This window comes from Arthrobacter sp. G119Y2 (assembly GCF_038069765.1).
Classification (GTDB): Bacteria; Actinomycetota; Actinomycetes; order Actinomycetales; family Micrococcaceae; genus Arthrobacter_B.
Genome location: NZ_JBBPFS010000005.1, coordinates 97,509 through 114,464, shown reverse-complemented (window position 1 = coordinate 114,464; position 16,956 = coordinate 97,509). Strand labels below are relative to the sequence as shown.

Here is a 16,956-nt window from a genome sequence, read left to right as displayed (position 1 = left end):
CATATCTGAGCTGGGCTTCCGCCTCCGGGCATGAAAAGGCCGCCGGCACCCGAGGGTGCCGGCGGCCTTTTAGCGCTGTGCAGGAGTAGTGCCCGCTGCGTGCTTAGTGGGTGTCCACAGCGGCAATTTCGGAGCGGTCCGCACCCCAGAGCGTGTGGAACGTGCCCTCATCGTCAACGCGGTGGTACGTGTGGGCACCGAAGAGGTCGCGCAGGCCCTGAGTCAGTGCGGCGGGCAGGCGCTTGCGGCGCAGTCCGTCGTAGTAGGCCAGGGAAGAGGAGAAGACGGGCACGGGGATGCCCAGCTGGACTGCAACGGACACTACGCGGCGCCAGGCCGGCAGAGCGGCAGCTATGGACTCGGCGAAGGCCGGTGCCAGCAGCAGGTTCGCCGGAGCCGCATCGCCGGCGTAGGCCTTCATGATGTCGTCCAGCAGTTCGGCGCGGATGATGCAGCCGGCGCGCCACAGCGAGGCAATCTCGTCCAGCTTCAGGTCCCAGCCGTAGGTCTTGGCGGCAGCCGTGAGCATGTCGATGCCCTGGGCGTAGCTGACGAGCTTGGACGCGTACAGCGCCTGCCGGACGTCTTCCACGAAGGTTTCCGGCAGTTCCACGGTGGACTCGCCGCCGGCAAGGATTTCCTGGGCTTCTTCGCGCTGGCCGCGCTGCGAGGACAGGGCACGGGCAAAGACCGACTCGGCGATGGCGGATACGGGCGAACCCAGATCCAGGCCCGAGACCACGGTCCAGCGTCCGGTCCCCTTCTGCCCCGCTGAATCCACGACGACGTCGACAAACGGCTTGCCGGTGCGAGCGTCGGTGTGGGCCAGGACCTCGGCGGTGATTTCGATCAGGAACGAGCTCAGCTGGCCGGTGTTCCATTCGGTGAAGATCTTGGCCTGTTCGGCCGGTTCGATGCCTGCAGCCGAGCGCAGCAGATCATAGGCTTCCCCGATGACCTGCATGTCGGCGTATTCGATGCCGTTGTGCACCATCTTGACGAAGTGGCCGGCGCCGTCGGTGCCGATCCAGGTGCAGCACGGATCGCCGTCGTACTTGGCGGCAATCTTCTCCAGCATCGGACCCAGGGAGTCGTAGGATTCCTTTGAGCCGCCGGGCATGATGGACGGGCCCAGCAGGGCACCTTCCTCGCCGCCGGACACGCCGACGCCCACAAAGTGCAGGTCCTTTTCGGCCAGCGCAGCCTCGCGGCGGCGGGTGTCCTCGTAGTGCGAGTTGCCGGCGTCGATGACGATGTCGCCTGCTTCCAGCAGCGGCACCAGCTTCTCGATAACAGAGTCAACCGGTGCCCCGGCCTTGACCATGATCAGGACGCGGCGCGGCTTTTCCAGCGAATCGACCAGTTCCTGCAGGGATTCGGTGCGGATGAAGTCGCCCTCGTCGCCATGTGCGGCCAGCAGTGCATCCGTCTTCTCGATGGACCGGTTGTGAAGGGCCACGGTGTACCCGTTCCGGGCCAGGTTCCGGGCCAGGTTTGCTCCCATTACTGCCAGACCGGTGACGCCAATTTGTGCGCTCAAGTTTTCTCCAGGATTCTTCGGGGCCCCAGCCAGGGGCGCGGCGATCGGCGCTCACCCGCCGTCTTCACCCTCCAGCCTATGCTTCCGGGCCGCCGGCCCGCCACACGGTGCTGTCCGTGTCGCCCGTGGCTGTGCCGCTGGGGTCCGTGCCTGGATTGGTGGTTCCCATGCCTGGATTGGTGGTTCCCGTGTCGGTGGTACCCGTAGTTTCAAAAGAGTTGATGACAGCGGCCACGTCTTCAACCACTGACACTCCCTCCTCCATCGCGGCGGTCCCGGAGGTCAGCACCACAACCGCGTATTCGGAACCGCCCGCGCGCACGAAGCCGGCGCTTCCCACGTTCCAGGACAGGTCATCGTCCTGCAGCCACCCGTTCTTCACGGCAATTTCGGCGCCGCTTTCCAATAGTCCGGCGTTGATTCCCCAGTTCTGGCTCTCCTCCACGTTTTCCATCAGTTCGACGGCGTAATCGTGCAGGTCGCTGTTGATCCAGTCCACGCCGTCGAGCAGCGCCCGGGCAACCTTGAGCTGGTCCTCCACCCCTGTCTCGTTCGCACCCCAGATCTCGGTAGCGGGCGTCTGCGATATGCCAAGCAGCTCGTATGTCAGAGACAGCTCCCCGGCACCGCCGACCGACTCATAGAGAGCAGTGGTGGCGTCATTGTCGCTGTATTCGATCATCATCACGGAGAGGTATTCCTCTTCCAGCGTCAGTTCCCGCTGTTCCTCCGTTGCCTGCCTCAGCAGCGTCAACAGGATGGGGACCTTGACCAAGCTGGCTTCCAGATAGCTCGCCCCGCGGTTGTAGTACCAGGACCTGCCGGTGTCGGTCTCGTAGACTGCCGCGGAGAACTCGGCACCGGTTCCGGACGCGTACTCGTTCAGAGCATCATTGAGCTGGTCTGCTTCCTGCTCCGGCAACTCGCTGGACGGCGCTGCCTTCGCGGGTGACTCAGCTGCGGCATTGACCTGTTCTGTTGCCGATACCCCGGCGCAGCCAGCGGTAAGCGGAAGCAGCAGGGCAGCAGCAGCTGCCAGCGTGCGCCGGAGGACCGGACGCCGGCGGAAAAAAGTACGTGACGTTTCCGTATGCAAAAAGCCTGCACCCCCTGTTCCTGTCTGGTTTCGTGCCGTTATTCAGGAATAGCAGCGGAGCCTGTCCGCCAACTGTGTGACCCACCGATATCCGGCTCATATCCCGGCCGGCCGCAAGCAACCGGTGGCCAACTTCACCATTTGGGGCCCGGAGAACTCTACCCGCTCCATCGGCGCAACACTGATTCGGGGTCCTTCAGCCCTGCCGCTTTTGACTTGCCCGGGTAGAACTGATTCGGTAGCAGGACGGCCGGCCGGCGCCACGGGCCCCGGGCTGGCCGTACGCAACCTGTGCCGGAACCCCGCTTTTGCCGGTTCCAGCCGGAACGACTTGCCGCCCTTTTCTCCTGACGGATCTGATTCCGGGCGCTGCACTTCCGCTTCGAGGAACAGCAGTACCGACCATCGGTGCTGCTGATGTTTGCGCGTCCGCGCACCGCTGCTCCCCCTCCTCCGGACCGGGAACGCCACCGCGGCACCGGGGCCCCGAACCAAGGAGACAAATGACACAACGGGTAGGAATCATTGGAGCCGGTCCCAGCGGCATGGCGCAGCTGCGGGCCTTTGAGTCGGCACGGAAGCTCGGAGCGGACATTCCGGACATCATCTGCTTTGAGAAACAGGCAGACTGGGGCGGGCAGTGGAACTACACCTGGCGTACCGGGCTGGACGGGGCCGGAGAACCGGTGCACTCCAGCATGTACCGGCATTTGTGGTCCAACGGGCCCAAGGAATGCCTGGAGTTCGCCGACTACACCTTTGACGAGCACTTCGGCTGCCCCATTTCCTCCTACCCTCCGCGCGAGGTCCTCTTCGACTACATCAAGGGCCGGGTGGAAAAGAGTGACGTGCGCAAGTATGTCCGCTTCAATACCGTGGCCCGCTGGGTCACCTGGAACGAGGCCGCCGCCGAGTTCACAGTGCAGGTCGAAGACCTGGAAACAGGGAACACTGAGACGCATGTCTTCGACAAACTGGTGGTAGCCACCGGGCACTTCGCCAGCCCCGTTGTGCCGGAGTTTGCCGGGATCAATACGTTCCCGGGCGAGGTCCTGCACGCCCACGACTTCCGCGGGGCCGAGCGCTTCGCCGGGCGCAGCGTCTTGATGATCGGCAGCAGCTATTCCGCGGAGGACATCGGCTCGCAGGCCTACAAGATGGGCGCCAGCTCGGTCACCATCAGCTACCGCAGCCATGAACTCGGCTACGACTGGCCCGAGGGCATCGAGGAACGTCCTCTGGTGACCGGGTTCAACGGCCGCACCGTTTCTTTCCTGGACGGCACCACGCGGGACTTCGACGCCGTCGTGCTGTGCACCGGGTACCGCCACACGTACCCCTTCCTGCCCTCGGAGCTGTCCCTGGTCTCGCGCAACGTCCTCTACCCCGGGAGCCTGTACAAGGGCGTCCTGTGGCAGGAGAACCCCAACCTGATCTATCTGGGCATGCAGGACCAGTACTACACGTTCAATATGTTCGACGTGCAGGCCTGGTATGCCCGTGACGTGATGATTGGCCGGATTGAGGTACCTTCCGCCGAGGTGCGCGCCGCGGACATCGCCGCATGGCTCTCTGCCCAGGATGCCCTTGAATCGCATGATGACGAGGCCGATTTCCAAAGCGCCTACGTCCGGGATCTCATCGACCGGACCGACTACCCCAACTTCGATCTGGACGCCGTCTCCGAGCTGTTCAAGATCTGGATGCAGGAAAAGAAGCAGGACATCATGGGCTACCGCGACAGGGTCCATCAATCGATCATCACCGGCACCATGTCGCAGCCGCACCACACGCCCTGGATCCGGGCGATGGATGACAGTTTGGAGGCCTACCTCGCGCCGGCTGCAGGACCGGCTTCCGTTTCGGAGCTTCCGCGGGAAATCCAGGCTATTCGCTAACCGGGTACAGACAGCAGAAAACCCCGCCTTCCGGAGCCGGAGGGCGGGGTTTCTTTGTACCGCTTTATTGCGGTGGGTCCTACCGGGATCGAACCGATGACATCCACGGTGTAAACGTGGCGCTCTACCAGCTGAGCTAAAGACCCTTTGTGACCGTTATGCCTTTCAAGTTCTCCTTGATCAGCGCCGCATCACGAGGAATTACTTTACCGGACGTTTTGGGAAATTACCTAATCAGAGCTTCCAAGCCCTGCCTGCCTGCGGGGCTGAGCCGGCAGGTCGGGCAGCTCGGACGCCAGAAATTCCAGGGCGGTGGCCACCCCCGCCTCAATTTTCAGATCGGCGAGGTCGTCTCCGCGGGTCCATCCACGGTTGATGATGACCACCGGTTTGCCGGTTTTGTGGGCATGCTTCACGAAGCGCAGCCCGCTCATCACGGTCAGCGACGAACCTGCGACCAGCAGTGCGTCAGCTGCGTTCAGCATGGCGAACGCAGCCGCCACCCTGTCCCGGGGCACGTTCTCGCCGAAATACACAAAGTCCGGCTTGAGCATGCCTCCGCAGACCGGACAGTCCGCCACGACGAAGTCCTCGGTGTCCGCAACGTCAGCATCCGCATCGGGGGCGATGTCGCCGTCGAGCCGGGTGCGCTCCAGAAACCCGGGATTCAGCTCTTCGAGCAGCCGGGACACGGTTTGGCGCGAATAGCGGGTGCCGCAGTCCAGGCACAGCACCCGGTCGAAGCGCCCGTGCAGGTCAACGGCCAAGGCACTGCCGGCGTCGGCATGCAGCCGGTCCACGTTTTGGGTAATCAGGCCGGTGGTTAGTCCGCGGCGTTCCAAGCGGGCGACGGCGGCGTGTCCGGCGTTGGGTACGGCGTGCCGCAGATGGTGCCAGCCAACGTGGTTTCGGGCCCAGTAGCGGCGGCGGAGTTCGCTGTCGCCCACGAATTCCTGGTAGGTCATGGGTTTGCGCGGCGGCGCTTCAGGTCCCCGGTAATCGGGGATTCCGGAGTCCGTGCTCATTCCGGCACCGGTCAGGACAGCCATCCGGCGGCCGCTGAGCAGATCGACGGCACTGTGCAGCTGCCGCTCTTCTTCGGGCGTCGGCGCCGGAGCGGAGGGCGGTGCGGGCTGGGACCGGACAAAGCCGGTGAGCCCCAGGCCGGGCCGCGTCTGCTGTGCGGAAGGCGATCCCGAGGCCGATTGGCTGGGGGCGGGCGATCCCGGCGCGGACGATCCGGAAGTTGGGCCGGAGTAGGGCTGTGGTGCGTGGGTCATTCCGAAAGCATCTCCTTGAGCGCGTCCAGATAGGCCTGCAGCGGGCGGGGAGACCCCGGATCCGACCGGATCTCCGCACGAATCAGGCCTCTGCCATCGATGATAAACGAGGCTCGGACCGGGCGGCCAAGGTCGGCATCAAATGCTCCGTAGGCGTCCGACACTGCGCCGTGCGGCCAGAAGTCAGCCAAGAGGTCAAAGGTGTAGCCGCGCTGCTGCGCATAGGCACGCAAAGCGTACTTGGAGTCGCAGGAGACGGCCAGAATCCGGGCACCGGTAAGGGCAATCTCCTCCGCGGCCCCCTGCAATTCATCCAGCTCGCCGGTGCACACCCCGGAAAAGGCGAAGGGATAAAACACTACGACGACGGGCGTTCCCCGAAGGGACGACAGAGCAACTGGCTCGCCGAACTGATTGGGAAGCACAAAGTCCGGAGCCGGGTGCTGCCAAACAGCTCCCGGTTCCGGACTTTGAGGCAAACCGGTGCTACTTTTTGCGGCGGGCGACCAGGCGTGTTGCGGCCCAGTCACTGCTTACTGCCGCTGATGTCGTGACGTGCAGGCCTGCTGTCGGAGCGGCCTCTTCGATGTCTGCAGGCGGGACGTACCCTACCCGTCCTGATTTGGGGGTCAATACCCAAACAACGCCGCCGTCGTCGAGGGTGGTGATGGAGTCAACAAGCGCGTCCACCAAGTCCCCGTCGTCGGCCCGCCACCAGAGGATTACGCCGTCTACAACTTCGTGGTCCTCTTCCGTCAGGAGCTCGCTCCCCACCAAGTCCTCGAGGCCGTCGCGGAGGTCAAAATCGACGTCCTCGTCGTAACCGAATTCCTGAATCAGGTCTTGGTCTTTGAAACCCAATCTTTCCGCCACGTTCTTATCCGTGACGGCTTCGGCCTCGCTCACTTCACTCCTCCTGGTTGACTGCATAAATACAAGGGAATCACATATTTGGGCGAGATGTGGTGTCTAGGACACAAGCCAACACCTTTTGTCCGGAACCTACAAGGTTCTGCGGGCAAGCTATCGCATGTGCAGGTGCGTCCCGCGCATGGACGGCAATGAGCGGCCCGGCGGCTGCCAGCCGTTAGCGAACGGGCTACGCAACTGCCGGTCTGCGGGACTAGAGTGGATCAGAGAGGCTCCGGAGGCACCAGCATCCGCGCAGCCACCGTGATCGTCCGGTGACGAAACCGGATCCCCACAGACGTAATTCGTGCAGACACAATCTGTACATGAGAGAGGTTTGCCGTGGCCGCAGAAGACACAACGGACATCCTGAGCGGGTTGACCAACCAGCTCCCGGACCGTGACCCCGAGGAGACCGCGGAATGGATGCAGTCACTGGATGAACTGATCCGTTCCCAGGGCACCGAAAGGGCCCAGTACATCATGCGTTCGCTGCTCCAGCGCGCCGGTGCGCAGTCGGTAGGCGTACCCATGGTGACCACCACTGACTATGTCAATACCATCCCGGTTGACCAGGAACCGGAGTTCCCCGGCGACGAGGAAGTTGAGCGTCGCTACCGCGCCTGGCTGCGCTGGAATGCAGCCGTTATGGTGCACCGCGCCCAGCGTCCGGGAATTGGCGTCGGCGGACACATTTCCACCTACGCCGGTGCAGCCACCCTGTACGAAGTGGGCATGAACCACTTCTTCCGGGGCAAGGACCATCCGGGCGGCGGAGACCAGATTTACTTCCAGGGTCACGCCTCCCCCGGTATGTACGCCCGCGCTTTCCTGGAAGGCCGCCTGTCCGAAGAAGACATGGACGGGTTCCGTCAGGAAAAGTCCCGCGAGGGACACGCGCTGTCCTCATACCCGCACCCGCGGTCGATGCCGGACTTCTGGGAATTCCCCACCGTGTCCATGGGCATCGGCCCGATGAACGCCATCTACCAGGCGCAGTCCAACCGCTACCTGCAGAACCGCGGCATTAAGGACACCTCTGACCAGCACGTCTGGGCCTTCCTGGGCGACGGCGAAATGGACGAGCCCGAATCGCGCGGCCTGCTCCAGCTTGCCGCGAATGACAAGCTGGACAACCTCACCTTTGTCGTGAACTGTAACCTGCAGCGCCTCGACGGCCCGGTGCGGGGCAACGGCAAGATTATGCAGGAACTGGAAGCATTCTTCCGCGGTGCCGGCTGGAACGTCATCAAGGTCGTCTGGGGCCGCGAGTGGGACTCGCTCCTCGAGAAGGACCAGGACGGCTCGCTGGTGGAGATCATGAACTCCACCCCCGACGGCGATTACCAGACCTACAAGGCCGAGAACGGCGGGTTTGTCCGCGAGCACTTCTTCGGCAAGACTCCGGAGACCAAGGAACTGGTCGCCAAGCTGACCGACGAAGAAATCTGGAACCTGAAGCGCGGCGGACACGACTACCGCAAGGTCTACGCGGCCTACAAGGCAGCCATGGAGTTCAAGGGCAAGCCGACCGTTATCCTGGCCCACACGGTCAAGGGCTACGGCCTGGGTACGCACTTCGAAGGCCGCAATGCCACGCACCAGATGAAGAAGCTGACTCTGGATGACCTGAAGGCCTTCCGCGATCACCTGCGCATCCCCATCACGGACGAGCAGCTCGAAGCTGATCCGTACAAGCCGCCGTACTTCAACCCGGGTGCTGACGCTCCGGAGATCAAGTACATGCTGGAACGCCGCCGCGAACTGGGCGGCAACGTTCCCGAGCGCCGCGTAAAGCATGATCCGGTGCACCTGCCGGGCGAGAAGGCCTACGAGGTTGCCAACCGCGGTTCCGGCAAGCAGATGGCGGCCACCACCATGGCCTTTGTCCGTCTGCTCAAGGACCTGATGCGGGACAAGGAGTTCGGCAAGCGGATTGTGCCGATTATTCCGGATGAGGCCCGCACCTTCGGTATGGACTCGTTCTTCCCGACGGCCAAGATCTACAACCCCAAGGGCCAGAACTACCTGTCCGTGGACCGGGACCTCGTCCTGGCCTACAAGGAGTCCCCGCAGGGCCAGATTGTGCATGTCGGCATCAACGAAGCCGGTTCCATTGCGGCCTTTACCGCTGCCGGCACGTCCTACGCCACCCACGGCGAGCCGCTCATTCCGGTCTACGTGTTCTACTCGATGTTCGGGTTCCAGCGCACGGGCGACTACATTTGGGCAGCCACCGACCAGATGGCGCGCGGTTTCCTGATTTCCGCTACCGCGGGACGGACCACCCTGACCGGTGAGGGCCTGCAGCACGCTGACGGCCACTCCCCGATTCTGGCCTCGACCAATCCGGCCGTGAAAACCTACGATCCGGCCTACGGGTACGAAATCGGGCACATCGTCCGCCACGGCCTGGAGCAGATGTACGGTCCGGATTCCAAGGATCCGAACGTTATCTACAACCTCATGGTCTACAACGAGCCGATCCTGCAGCCCAAGGCTCCGGAGGATCTCGACGTCGAAGGCATCGTCAAGGGCATCTACCTGCTGGCTCCGGCAAAGATCGATGGTCCCCGCGCCCAGCTTCTCGCCTCCGGCGTTGCTGTGCCGTGGGCCCTGGAAGCCCAGAAGATCCTGGCCGAAGACTGGGGCGTATCTGCCGATGTCTGGTCCGTGACGTCCTGGAATGAACTCCGCCGCGACGGCCTGGCCGCCGAGGAAGAAGCATTCCTGCATCCCGACGCCGAACCCCGCGTGCCGTTTGTCACCAAGCAGCTCGCCGGAGCCACCGGACCGATTGTTGCCAGCACGGACTACATGAAGGCCGTTCCCGACCAGATCCGGCAGTTCGTTCCGAACGAATTTGCCACCCTGGGCGCCGACGACTTCGGTTTCGCGGACACCCGTGCCGCTGCACGCCGGTACTTCAAGATTGATTCGCACTCCATGGTCGTTCGGACCCTGGAAATGCTCGCCCGCCGCGGCGAGGTTGACGCCAGCGCGCCGACCGAAGCGATCAAGAAGTACGACCTGCTCAACGTGAATGCAGGAACGTCGGGCAACGCCGGCGGCGACGCCTAAGCGCTACACGGTCTCCTCATCGTAGGAGGACGAGCTCGTAGGAGCACAGAAGAGAACCGTCGCATTTGCGGCGGTTCTCTTCTGTTTAAGCGTCCTGGCTCACTCCTGTTGAGGCGTTCTGACTCTTTCTGTTGAGCTCTTCTAACTCTTTCTGTTGAGCCTGACTCTTTCTGTTGACCTGTCCTGACTTTTCGCCTTCCCGGTTAGAAGGGCGGCGGATCGGAACCGTAGTCGTCCTCATTAACCGCACCTGATGAATCCACGACTGATGGTTCGGCACCGGCCAGGACTGCCGGGTCTTTGACTCCAGGAACGCCGCGTTCCCCCTGCGGGTCCGCCCCACCCCGCGGAAGGGTGAGGTCTGGTGAGGTGCGGTACTTTCGTCCTCCCGGTGAGGTCCACTCAATGATTCCGGGACTGGGCTGGCAGGCTTTCCAGAATCCTTTGGTTTTGAACATGTGGTGCCGCCGGCATAAATGTTCCAGGTTGTCGTGATCGGTGGGACCTCCCTGCGCGAAGGGTTTGGTGTGGTCGATTTCGGAGATCACCGCATTGGTCCGGCAGCCCGGGAACCGGCACGTCCCGTCCCGGACCCGCAGCAACTGCTTCAACCCGTCCGGGACTTTCCGCCGCTTACCCACCCGCAGGATCTCCTCAGTCTCCGGGTCCCGCTCCGCCGGCGTCCACTTCGCCGCCTCGCGGGCCATGCGCCGGGCTCTTTCGGGGCTGATCGGCCCATACCCGACCAGTTCCGCAGGCTGGTCATCGGCTCCCAAGAGAGTTTCAGCGGTGATCACCACCAGAATCTCAGTCCGGGCCCTGGAACCATGACCTATACGGCACGACCCGGAACCGGCACCATCCTTTTCGCCGGTTCCGGTTCCGGAACCGCTGCCCTTCCGGGCGCCGTAGCCCCCGCCGCCTTCGCCAGCGCCCTTCCCGGCGCCGGTGCCCTTGCTGCTGTCGCAGCCCCCGGAAGTGCACTCATGCTCATGACCACCCAAAAGGTCCGCCACGATATCCGCCCGCAACTGATCCACGCTCCGCGTATCTCCGGCCGCCTGCTCACCCCGGGCCGCAACACTGAGCCGGTGATAAATCCCCTGCGCAGTCTCCGCCGGCAGCATCGCCGAAAACCACGACATACCGTCAGGCTCATGACGCACCCACACCGACCGCCGATCAAAAGCCGTCCGCTGCCGCTCAACAATCGTCTGCGGATACTGACTCTCCCTCAACCGCCGAGCCTTCACCCGGAACTGCGCCTTCGTCTGTCCCGCAGCCAAACCCAGCAGCTTCGCCTCAAACACGGGCACATCCGCCGGAGCAATCCCCACACACTGCTCCAGAACCGTCTCGGCATGCCCGTAACTGATCTCCCCGGCCTCCAGACTCCCCAACGTGGCAGTGTTGGCGGTGCACAGATCACCGGCCCGGCTCATCAACGCCGTTCCGGTACCGGTGGGAACCCCCAGAATCGTAGCCGCTTCCTCGGCTGCCAGACTGAAGGCCATCTCGGAATCCGGCCGGCCCGAAACGAACATGCTCTCGGACTCGTAAATGTTCTGCATCCGGGACAGGACCTTCGCCTGCTGCGCCTGAACCCACCGGCCCAGCACATTCAACCGCGACAACACGGCACCGGTTTCTTCCTCGTTCAGGCACTCCACGTTCCGGAGGGCCAAAGCTCCGGTAAACCCGTCACGGCAACCAGCCCCCGACGGTTCAAAAGCGCCACCGGGAGCAACAAAACCACTGGGGGAATGGGCTACTGCGGCAACAGCCGGATCAGTTTCACCGGCCGGCTCAGAAGCCTCCGGACCGGGCCCGGCAACAAAGACCGACAGGCTGCACGCTGCTGCCTGTCCGTTATTAGTGCCGGGGCCGGGGCCCGTCGAAGATCCGTTCTGATCCATGACCTCAGGATTTCACCCGCCACCGACATTTCCAGCTCCACAACAGACCACAACAGGCCCAAACCGGCCCTAATGTTGACGGCCAAATACCCGTCTTTTCTGCGGAACTACTGATGCCGCTTCCGTGCGAAACAAGCAGTCGGCAGCCTGCCGCAATGACCTGCTTTCCTGCCGCCCTTTCTGCCGCAATGACCTACATTGCGGTTTCGGAGACCAGATCGATATGGGCCTGCATGGCCTCTGCCGCGGCTTCCGGATCCGACGAGCGGATAGCGTCCGCGATGGCACGGTGCGACTCCAGCGAACGCTCCGGCCGGCCGGGCTGCCCCAGGGAAGCGAGCCGTGTTTCCCGAACCAGTTCGGAAATGAACGTCATCATCGACGCGAGAATGGATGAATGGGCCGCTGCGGCCACTGCCTGGTGAAAGAGTTCGTCGCCCTCGGTGCCCCGGCTGCCCTCGGCAATCTCAGCGGACATCACCTCAAGGGCGGCATCGACGGCAGCCAGGTCCTCCGGAGTCCTGCGCTCTGCTGCGAGCGCCGCCAGCTTCACTTCGAGGGTGCTGCGGGCTTCGACTATCTCCGGCATGCGGTCACGATGTTCACGCAATTCGCGCAATACGGACGCCACACTCGGCCGGTACACCAGGACGGCACCGGTCCCGTGCTGGACATCGATCACGCCGAGCACCTCCAGAGCCACCAGAGCCTGTGCCAGCGTGGCACGGGAGACTCCCATGCGCTCGGCAAGGTCCCTCTCGGCCGGAAGCAAATCGCCGGGCCCCAGTCCGGTCGAGGAGATAAAGCCCAGAAGCTGCTCCACCAGCCGCTCGTACAGCCGGGGCCGGGAGACCCGGACAAAACCTTTGCCGTCACCGCTGCCGGACATGGCAACCTCCCTCTAACGTCCACCGGGCGTCCGCGCGGTCCGACATGAGTATAGCCAGCAATTGACAAAGAGACCCAGAGTCTAAGAGGCTAGTCCAGTGCCAGTGTGGCGGACATCACTGCCACACTCCGCCGCCGGCACCGGGATGTGCCGGCACCTTCGACGACGTAGGGAACTTTAGATGTCCGCTCCAATCCTCTCCATCCTGATATTGGTGGCCATGTTCCTCCTGGCCACGGTGCTGCCCCTCAATATGGGGGCGCTTGCCTTTGTGGGGGCCTTCCTTCTGGGCTTTGTCTTTCTAGGCATGAGCACGGACGACATTCTCGCCAACTTCCCGGGCGGCCTGTTCCTGACGATTGTCGGCGTTACCTATCTCTTCGCCATAGCGCAGAACAACGGCACCATTGACCTGCTGGTCCGTGGAGCGGTCCGGATGGTCGGCAACCGGGTGGCACTGATTCCGTGGATCATGTTTGCCATCACGGCCATCATCACCGCCGTCGGCGCCCTGTCTCCCGCCGCCGTCGCAATCGTTGCCCCGATCGCTCTCGGCTTCGCTGCGAAGCACAAGATCAACCCGCTGATGATGGGCATGATGGTGATCCACGGCGCGCAGGCCGGCGGCTTCTCCCCCATTGCCGTATACGGGGTCACGGTCAACGGCATCATTGGCGAAACCGACCTGGAGTCCAGTCCTCTGGCCGTGTTCCTCGCCAGCCTGCTCTTCAACACGTTCATTGCCCTGATCCTGTTCTTTGTCCTGGGCGGCAGCAAACTGCGCAGCGGCACGGTGGGCGGCTTCGTGGAAGAGGTTGCCCAGGCCCGGATGAACCTCAGCTCCGCCGGCCGCACCGACGTCGCCTTCAAGGGATTCGGCTCCGACATCTACGGTCCGCGCGACCCCGCCGGAGACGGAATCCAGGCCACCAAGACCCGCAGCGAGCTCTTTCCGCAGATCGTCACGATCGCAGGCCTGATCGCCCTCGCCGTGATCGCCCTCGGTTTCAAGGTCGACGTCGGCTTCGTCTCCATCACCATCGCAATGATCCTGGCCCTGGTCTCCCCGCAGGCCCAGAAGGGTGCTATCAACAAGATCAGCTGGACCACGGTCCTGCTCATCTGCGGCATGCTCACCTTCGTGGGCGTGCTGCAGGAAGCGGGCACCGTGGAATACGTGTCCGACGCCGTGGTCGGCTTGGGCATGCCCCTGCTGGCCGCCCTGCTCATCTGCTACATCGGTGCCGTTGTCTCAGCCTTCGCCTCCTCCACTGCCATCCTTGCGGCGCTGATTCCGCTGGCCGTGCCCTTCCTCGCCTCGGGTGAGATCGGCGCCGTCGGACTCATCTGCGCACTGGCCGTGTCCTCCACAATCGTTGACGTGTCGCCGTTCTCGACCAACGGTGCACTGGTACTGGCGAATGCACCCGAAGGCATGGACAAGGACCGCTTCTACAAGCAGATTCTTGGCTACAGCGGAATCGTTGTTGTTGTCGGACCCCTGGTGGCCTGGCTGATCATGGTTGTCCCCGGCTGGCTCTAGGCCCCCGGCCCTCCCGGCACCGCCAACACCGCACTACCGCTACAGAAAGAGACTCCCATGAGCACCACCACCACACCCACTTCCCGCGGACCGCTGGACGGATACCTCGTCGTCGACCTCAGCCGCGCCCTGGCCGGGCCCCACGCCGGCATGATGCTCGCCGACCTCGGCGCACGCGTGATCAAGGTCGAGACCCCCGGCACGGGCGATGACACCCGCAGCTGGGGCCCGCCCTTTGTCGGCCCCGAGGATGACCAGCAGGCCACGTACTTTCTTTCCTGCAACCGGAACAAGGAATCCATCAGCCTGGATTTGAAGTCCGACGACGGCGTTGCGGTGCTCAGCGACCTGGTCCGGCGGGCGGATGTCCTGGTGGAGAATTTTCGGCCCGGAGTCCTGGACCGGCTCGGCTTTTCCCCGGAGCAGCTGCATGAGCTCAACCCCCGGCTGGTCATCCTGTCCATCAGCGGGTTCGGCCACGACGGCCCGGAGGCCACCCGCAGCGGCTACGACCAGATTGTCCAGGGCGAAGCCGGGCTGATGTCACTGACCGGTTCCGGCCCCGAAGACCCGCAGCGCGTGGGTGTTCCCATTGCCGACCTGCTTTCCGGAATGTACGGCGCGTTCGGCCTGCTCGCGGCACTGCTCGAACGCGAACGCACCGGCAGGGGCCAGGTCGTCCGCACCTCGCTGCTCGCCGCCGTCGTCGGTGTCCATGCCTTTCAGGGAACGCGCCACACCGTTGCCGGAGAGGTTCCCGAAGCCCAGGGCAACCATCACCCCTCCATCGCCCCCTACGGGCTCTTCTCCTGCCGGGGCGGCATGGTCCAGATCAGCGTGGGCAGCGAAAAGCTGTGGGAGACCTTTGCGGCGGCGTTCGGCATTGACACCTCCCGCCCGGAATTCGCCGGAAACGCGCAGCGGGTCCGCAACCGGCAGGCCGTGATCGACGCCGTCGAGGAAGCCTTCGCCGATTTCGACGCCGAACCGCTCCTGGAGAAGCTGCGGGCCGCAGGCATCCCGGCCGGCAAGGTGCGCAGCTTGGACGAGGTGTACGAGTGGGAGCAGGTCCGCTCCCAGGGCCTGGTGATCGACGTCGAACATCCGGTCCTGGGCAAAGTCGCCCTCCCCGGCCCGCCGCTGCGGTTCTTCTCCGCCGCCGAGGGCACCGAAACGACCAACCGGGAACATCAGGCGCCGCCGCTGCTCAACCAGCACGGAGCCGACATCCGCAGCTGGCTGGACAGCACCCCGGCGCCCGCCGCAGACCGGGAAGCACAGGCATGAGTGTCGGCACCAGGCCTAAGCGGCTGAACGCCCGCGGGCTGCTGGACCTCGTGGTTGATCCGGGTTCATTCCGTTCCTGGGACTCTCCGGTGGCGTACACCGGGCACAGCGACGCGTATGAGGCGGACCTCGCGGCAGCCCGGGAGAAGACCGGCGAAGACGAATCCGTGCTGACCGGCGAAGGTCTGGTGCGGGGCCGCCGGGTGGCACTGGTTGTCTGCGAGTTTGGATTCCTGGGCGGCTCCATCGGAGTGGCCGCCGCAGACCGCCTGACCGACGCCGTCGAGCGGGCCACCCGTGAAGGCCTGCCGCTGCTGGCCGGACCCGCGTCCGGCGGAACCCGGATGCAGGAAGGAACCCTCGCCTTCCTGTCCATGGTCAAGATCACCGCGGCGGTCCGGGCCCACAAGGAAGCGGGCCTGCCGTACCTGGTCTACCTGCGCCATCCCACCACCGGAGGCGTTATGGCCTCGTGGGGGTCACTGGGGCACATCACGGTGGCCGAACCCGGAGCCCTGCTGGGCTTCCTCGGCCCGCGCGTCTACGAGGCCCTGTACGGAGCACCCTTCCCCGAGGGAGTGCAGACCGCGGAGAACCTGCAGGCCCGCGGCCTGGTGGACGCCGTTCTGCGGCCTGAAGAACTCGCCGAAACCGTGCACCGCGCCCTGTCCATGCTACTGCCCGGCGACGGCGGCACCGTACCCGCACCGCCTTCCCTGGGCAGTGCGCCGGCGGCGGTTCAGGCGTGGGAGTCCATCACCATTTCGCGCAATCCGGACCGGCCCGGGGTGCGCCAGCTCCTGCACTTCGGCGCCTCCGACGTCCTGCCGCTGAACGGAACCGGGCAAGGCGAGAAGGATCCGGGGCTGCTGCTGGCGCTGGCACGCTTTGGACAGACCTCCTGCGTGGTGCTGGGCCAGGACCGGCAGCGCGGTGCGGAGCAGCCGGCGCTGGGGCCGGCTTCCCTCCGGGAGGCGCGCCGGGGCATGCGGCTGGCAGAAGAACTCAACCTTCCCCTGCTGACCGTGATCGACACCGCCGGCGCAGCACTGTCGAAGGAAGCGGAGGAAGGCGGCCTGGCGGGTGAGATTGCCCGCAGCCTCAACGACCTGGTGGGACTGGACTGTCCAACAGTCTCGGTCCTGCTTGGCCAGGGCGCCGGCGGCGGAGCGCTGGCCCTCCTGCCGGCCGACCGAACGGTGGCCGCGCAGCACGCCTGGCTCTCCTCGCTGCCCCCTGAAGGTGCCAGCGCCATTGTGTATCGCGACACACTGCACGGAGCGGAAATGGCGCAGGCGCAGGGCGTGACGGTGTCCGCGCTGGCGGCCCACGGCATCGTGGACCACATAGTTCCCGAGGAGCCCGACGCCGCCGCGGAAGCCCCGGACTTCTGCCGCCGGATGGCGAAGGCAGTGGAATACGAGCTGGCTTCGCTGCGCACCGGACCCGCAGCCGAGCGGCTGGCGCGGCGGACCGAGCGGTTCCGCAAACTCGGGTCGGTGGGCTGAACCCATACC

12 protein-coding genes and 1 tRNA gene are annotated in these 16,956 nt (G+C 64.4%); 5 read left to right on the top strand and 8 right to left on the bottom strand.

Annotation, left to right across the window (positions count from 1 at the left end):
• Positions 1–103: 103 nt before the first annotated feature.
• Both gndA and WKB88_RS12265 read right to left on the bottom strand, forming a co-directional pair.
• On the bottom strand, positions 104–1,540 hold the full coding sequence (gene gndA, locus WKB88_RS12270; protein WP_341394838.1) for an NADP-dependent phosphogluconate dehydrogenase: 1,437 nt from the start codon (positions 1,538–1,540) through the stop codon (positions 104–106).
• 76 nt (positions 1,541–1,616) lie between these two features.
• Positions 1,617–2,636, bottom strand: coding sequence for a serine hydrolase (locus WKB88_RS12265; RefSeq protein ID WP_341394837.1), 1,020 nt, complete (start codon positions 2,634–2,636; stop codon positions 1,617–1,619).
• Between the two features lie 503 nt (positions 2,637–3,139).
• Here WKB88_RS12265 and WKB88_RS12260 point away from each other — a divergent pair.
• The gene (locus tag WKB88_RS12260; protein WP_341394836.1) at positions 3,140–4,534 is read left to right on the top strand and encodes an NAD(P)/FAD-dependent oxidoreductase; all 1,395 of its coding nucleotides are present in this window, start codon (positions 3,140–3,142) and stop codon (positions 4,532–4,534) included.
• 73 nt (positions 4,535–4,607) lie between these two features.
• On the opposite strand, the gene WKB88_RS12255 is transcribed toward WKB88_RS12260, so the two are convergent.
• The 4 genes from WKB88_RS12255 to WKB88_RS12240 form a co-directional block, all read right to left on the bottom strand.
• Positions 4,608–4,680: transfer RNA gene (locus WKB88_RS12255), tRNA-Val, on the bottom strand.
• An 84-nt stretch (positions 4,681–4,764) separates the two neighbouring features.
• Positions 4,765–5,814, bottom strand: a complete 1,050-nt coding sequence (locus WKB88_RS12250) for an NAD-dependent protein deacetylase (RefSeq protein WP_341394835.1) — start codon at positions 5,812–5,814, stop codon at positions 4,765–4,767.
• A complete protein-coding gene (locus WKB88_RS12245) occupies positions 5,811–6,344 on the bottom strand; it encodes a peroxiredoxin (RefSeq protein WP_341394834.1) in 534 nt (177 codons plus the stop codon). The genes WKB88_RS12250 and WKB88_RS12245 overlap by 4 nt, the downstream gene beginning before the upstream one ends.
• Positions 6,301–6,720, bottom strand: coding sequence for a DUF3052 domain-containing protein (locus tag WKB88_RS12240; RefSeq protein WP_341394833.1), 420 nt, complete (start codon positions 6,718–6,720; stop codon positions 6,301–6,303). The genes WKB88_RS12245 and WKB88_RS12240 overlap by 44 nt, the downstream gene beginning before the upstream one ends.
• A 345-nt stretch (positions 6,721–7,065) precedes the next feature.
• Here WKB88_RS12240 and aceE point away from each other — a divergent pair, with 345 nt between their 5' ends.
• A complete protein-coding gene (gene aceE, locus WKB88_RS12235; RefSeq protein ID WP_341394832.1) occupies positions 7,066–9,804 on the top strand; it encodes a pyruvate dehydrogenase (acetyl-transferring), homodimeric type in 2,739 nt (912 codons plus the stop codon).
• A 203-nt stretch (positions 9,805–10,007) separates the two neighbouring features.
• Here the strand turns inward: aceE and WKB88_RS12230 are convergent, their stop codons facing one another.
• Both WKB88_RS12230 and WKB88_RS12225 read right to left on the bottom strand, forming a co-directional pair.
• A complete protein-coding gene (locus WKB88_RS12230; protein WP_341394831.1) occupies positions 10,008–11,489 on the bottom strand; it encodes an HNH endonuclease signature motif containing protein in 1,482 nt (493 codons plus the stop codon).
• Positions 11,490–11,913: 424 nt separating this feature from the next.
• Positions 11,914–12,609, bottom strand: coding sequence for a FadR/GntR family transcriptional regulator (locus tag WKB88_RS12225; RefSeq protein ID WP_341394830.1), 696 nt, complete (start codon positions 12,607–12,609; stop codon positions 11,914–11,916).
• Positions 12,610–12,790: 181 nt separating this feature from the next.
• Here WKB88_RS12225 and WKB88_RS12220 point away from each other — a divergent pair, with 181 nt between their 5' ends.
• Genes WKB88_RS12220 through WKB88_RS12210 form a run of 3 tightly spaced genes read left to right on the top strand, consistent with a single transcriptional unit; the run spans position 12,791 to position 16,947 of the window.
• Positions 12,791–14,152, top strand: coding sequence for an SLC13 family permease (locus WKB88_RS12220; protein WP_341394829.1), 1,362 nt, complete (start codon positions 12,791–12,793; stop codon positions 14,150–14,152).
• Positions 14,153–14,209: 57 nt separating this feature from the next.
• On the top strand, positions 14,210–15,439 hold the full coding sequence (locus tag WKB88_RS12215; RefSeq protein WP_341394828.1) for a CaiB/BaiF CoA transferase family protein: 1,230 nt from the start codon (positions 14,210–14,212) through the stop codon (positions 15,437–15,439).
• Positions 15,436–16,947: a carboxyl transferase domain-containing protein gene (locus WKB88_RS12210; protein ID WP_341394827.1), complete on the top strand. Its 1,512-nt coding sequence runs from the start codon at positions 15,436–15,438 to the stop codon at positions 16,945–16,947. Before WKB88_RS12215 ends, WKB88_RS12210 begins: the two co-directional genes overlap by 4 nt.
• The last annotated feature ends 9 nt before the right edge of the window (positions 16,948–16,956 follow it).

Bases quoted from the DNA above. Each gene is read 5' to 3' on its own strand.
- WKB88_RS12210 (WP_341394827.1), top strand. From the start codon at position 15,436: ATGAGTGTCGGCACCAGGCCTAAGCGGCTGAACGCCCGCGGGCTGCTG.
- WKB88_RS12225 (WP_341394830.1), bottom strand. From the start codon at position 12,609: ATGTCCGGCAGCGGTGACGGCAAAGGTTTTGTCCGGGTCTCCCGGCCC.
- WKB88_RS12215 (WP_341394828.1), top strand. From the start codon at position 14,210: ATGAGCACCACCACCACACCCACTTCCCGCGGACCGCTGGACGGATAC.
- WKB88_RS12260 (WP_341394836.1), top strand. From the start codon at position 3,140: ATGACACAACGGGTAGGAATCATTGGAGCCGGTCCCAGCGGCATGGCG.
- WKB88_RS12220 (WP_341394829.1), top strand. From the start codon at position 12,791: ATGTCCGCTCCAATCCTCTCCATCCTGATATTGGTGGCCATGTTCCTC.
- WKB88_RS12250 (WP_341394835.1), bottom strand. From the start codon at position 5,814: ATGACCCACGCACCACAGCCCTACTCCGGCCCAACTTCCGGATCGTCC.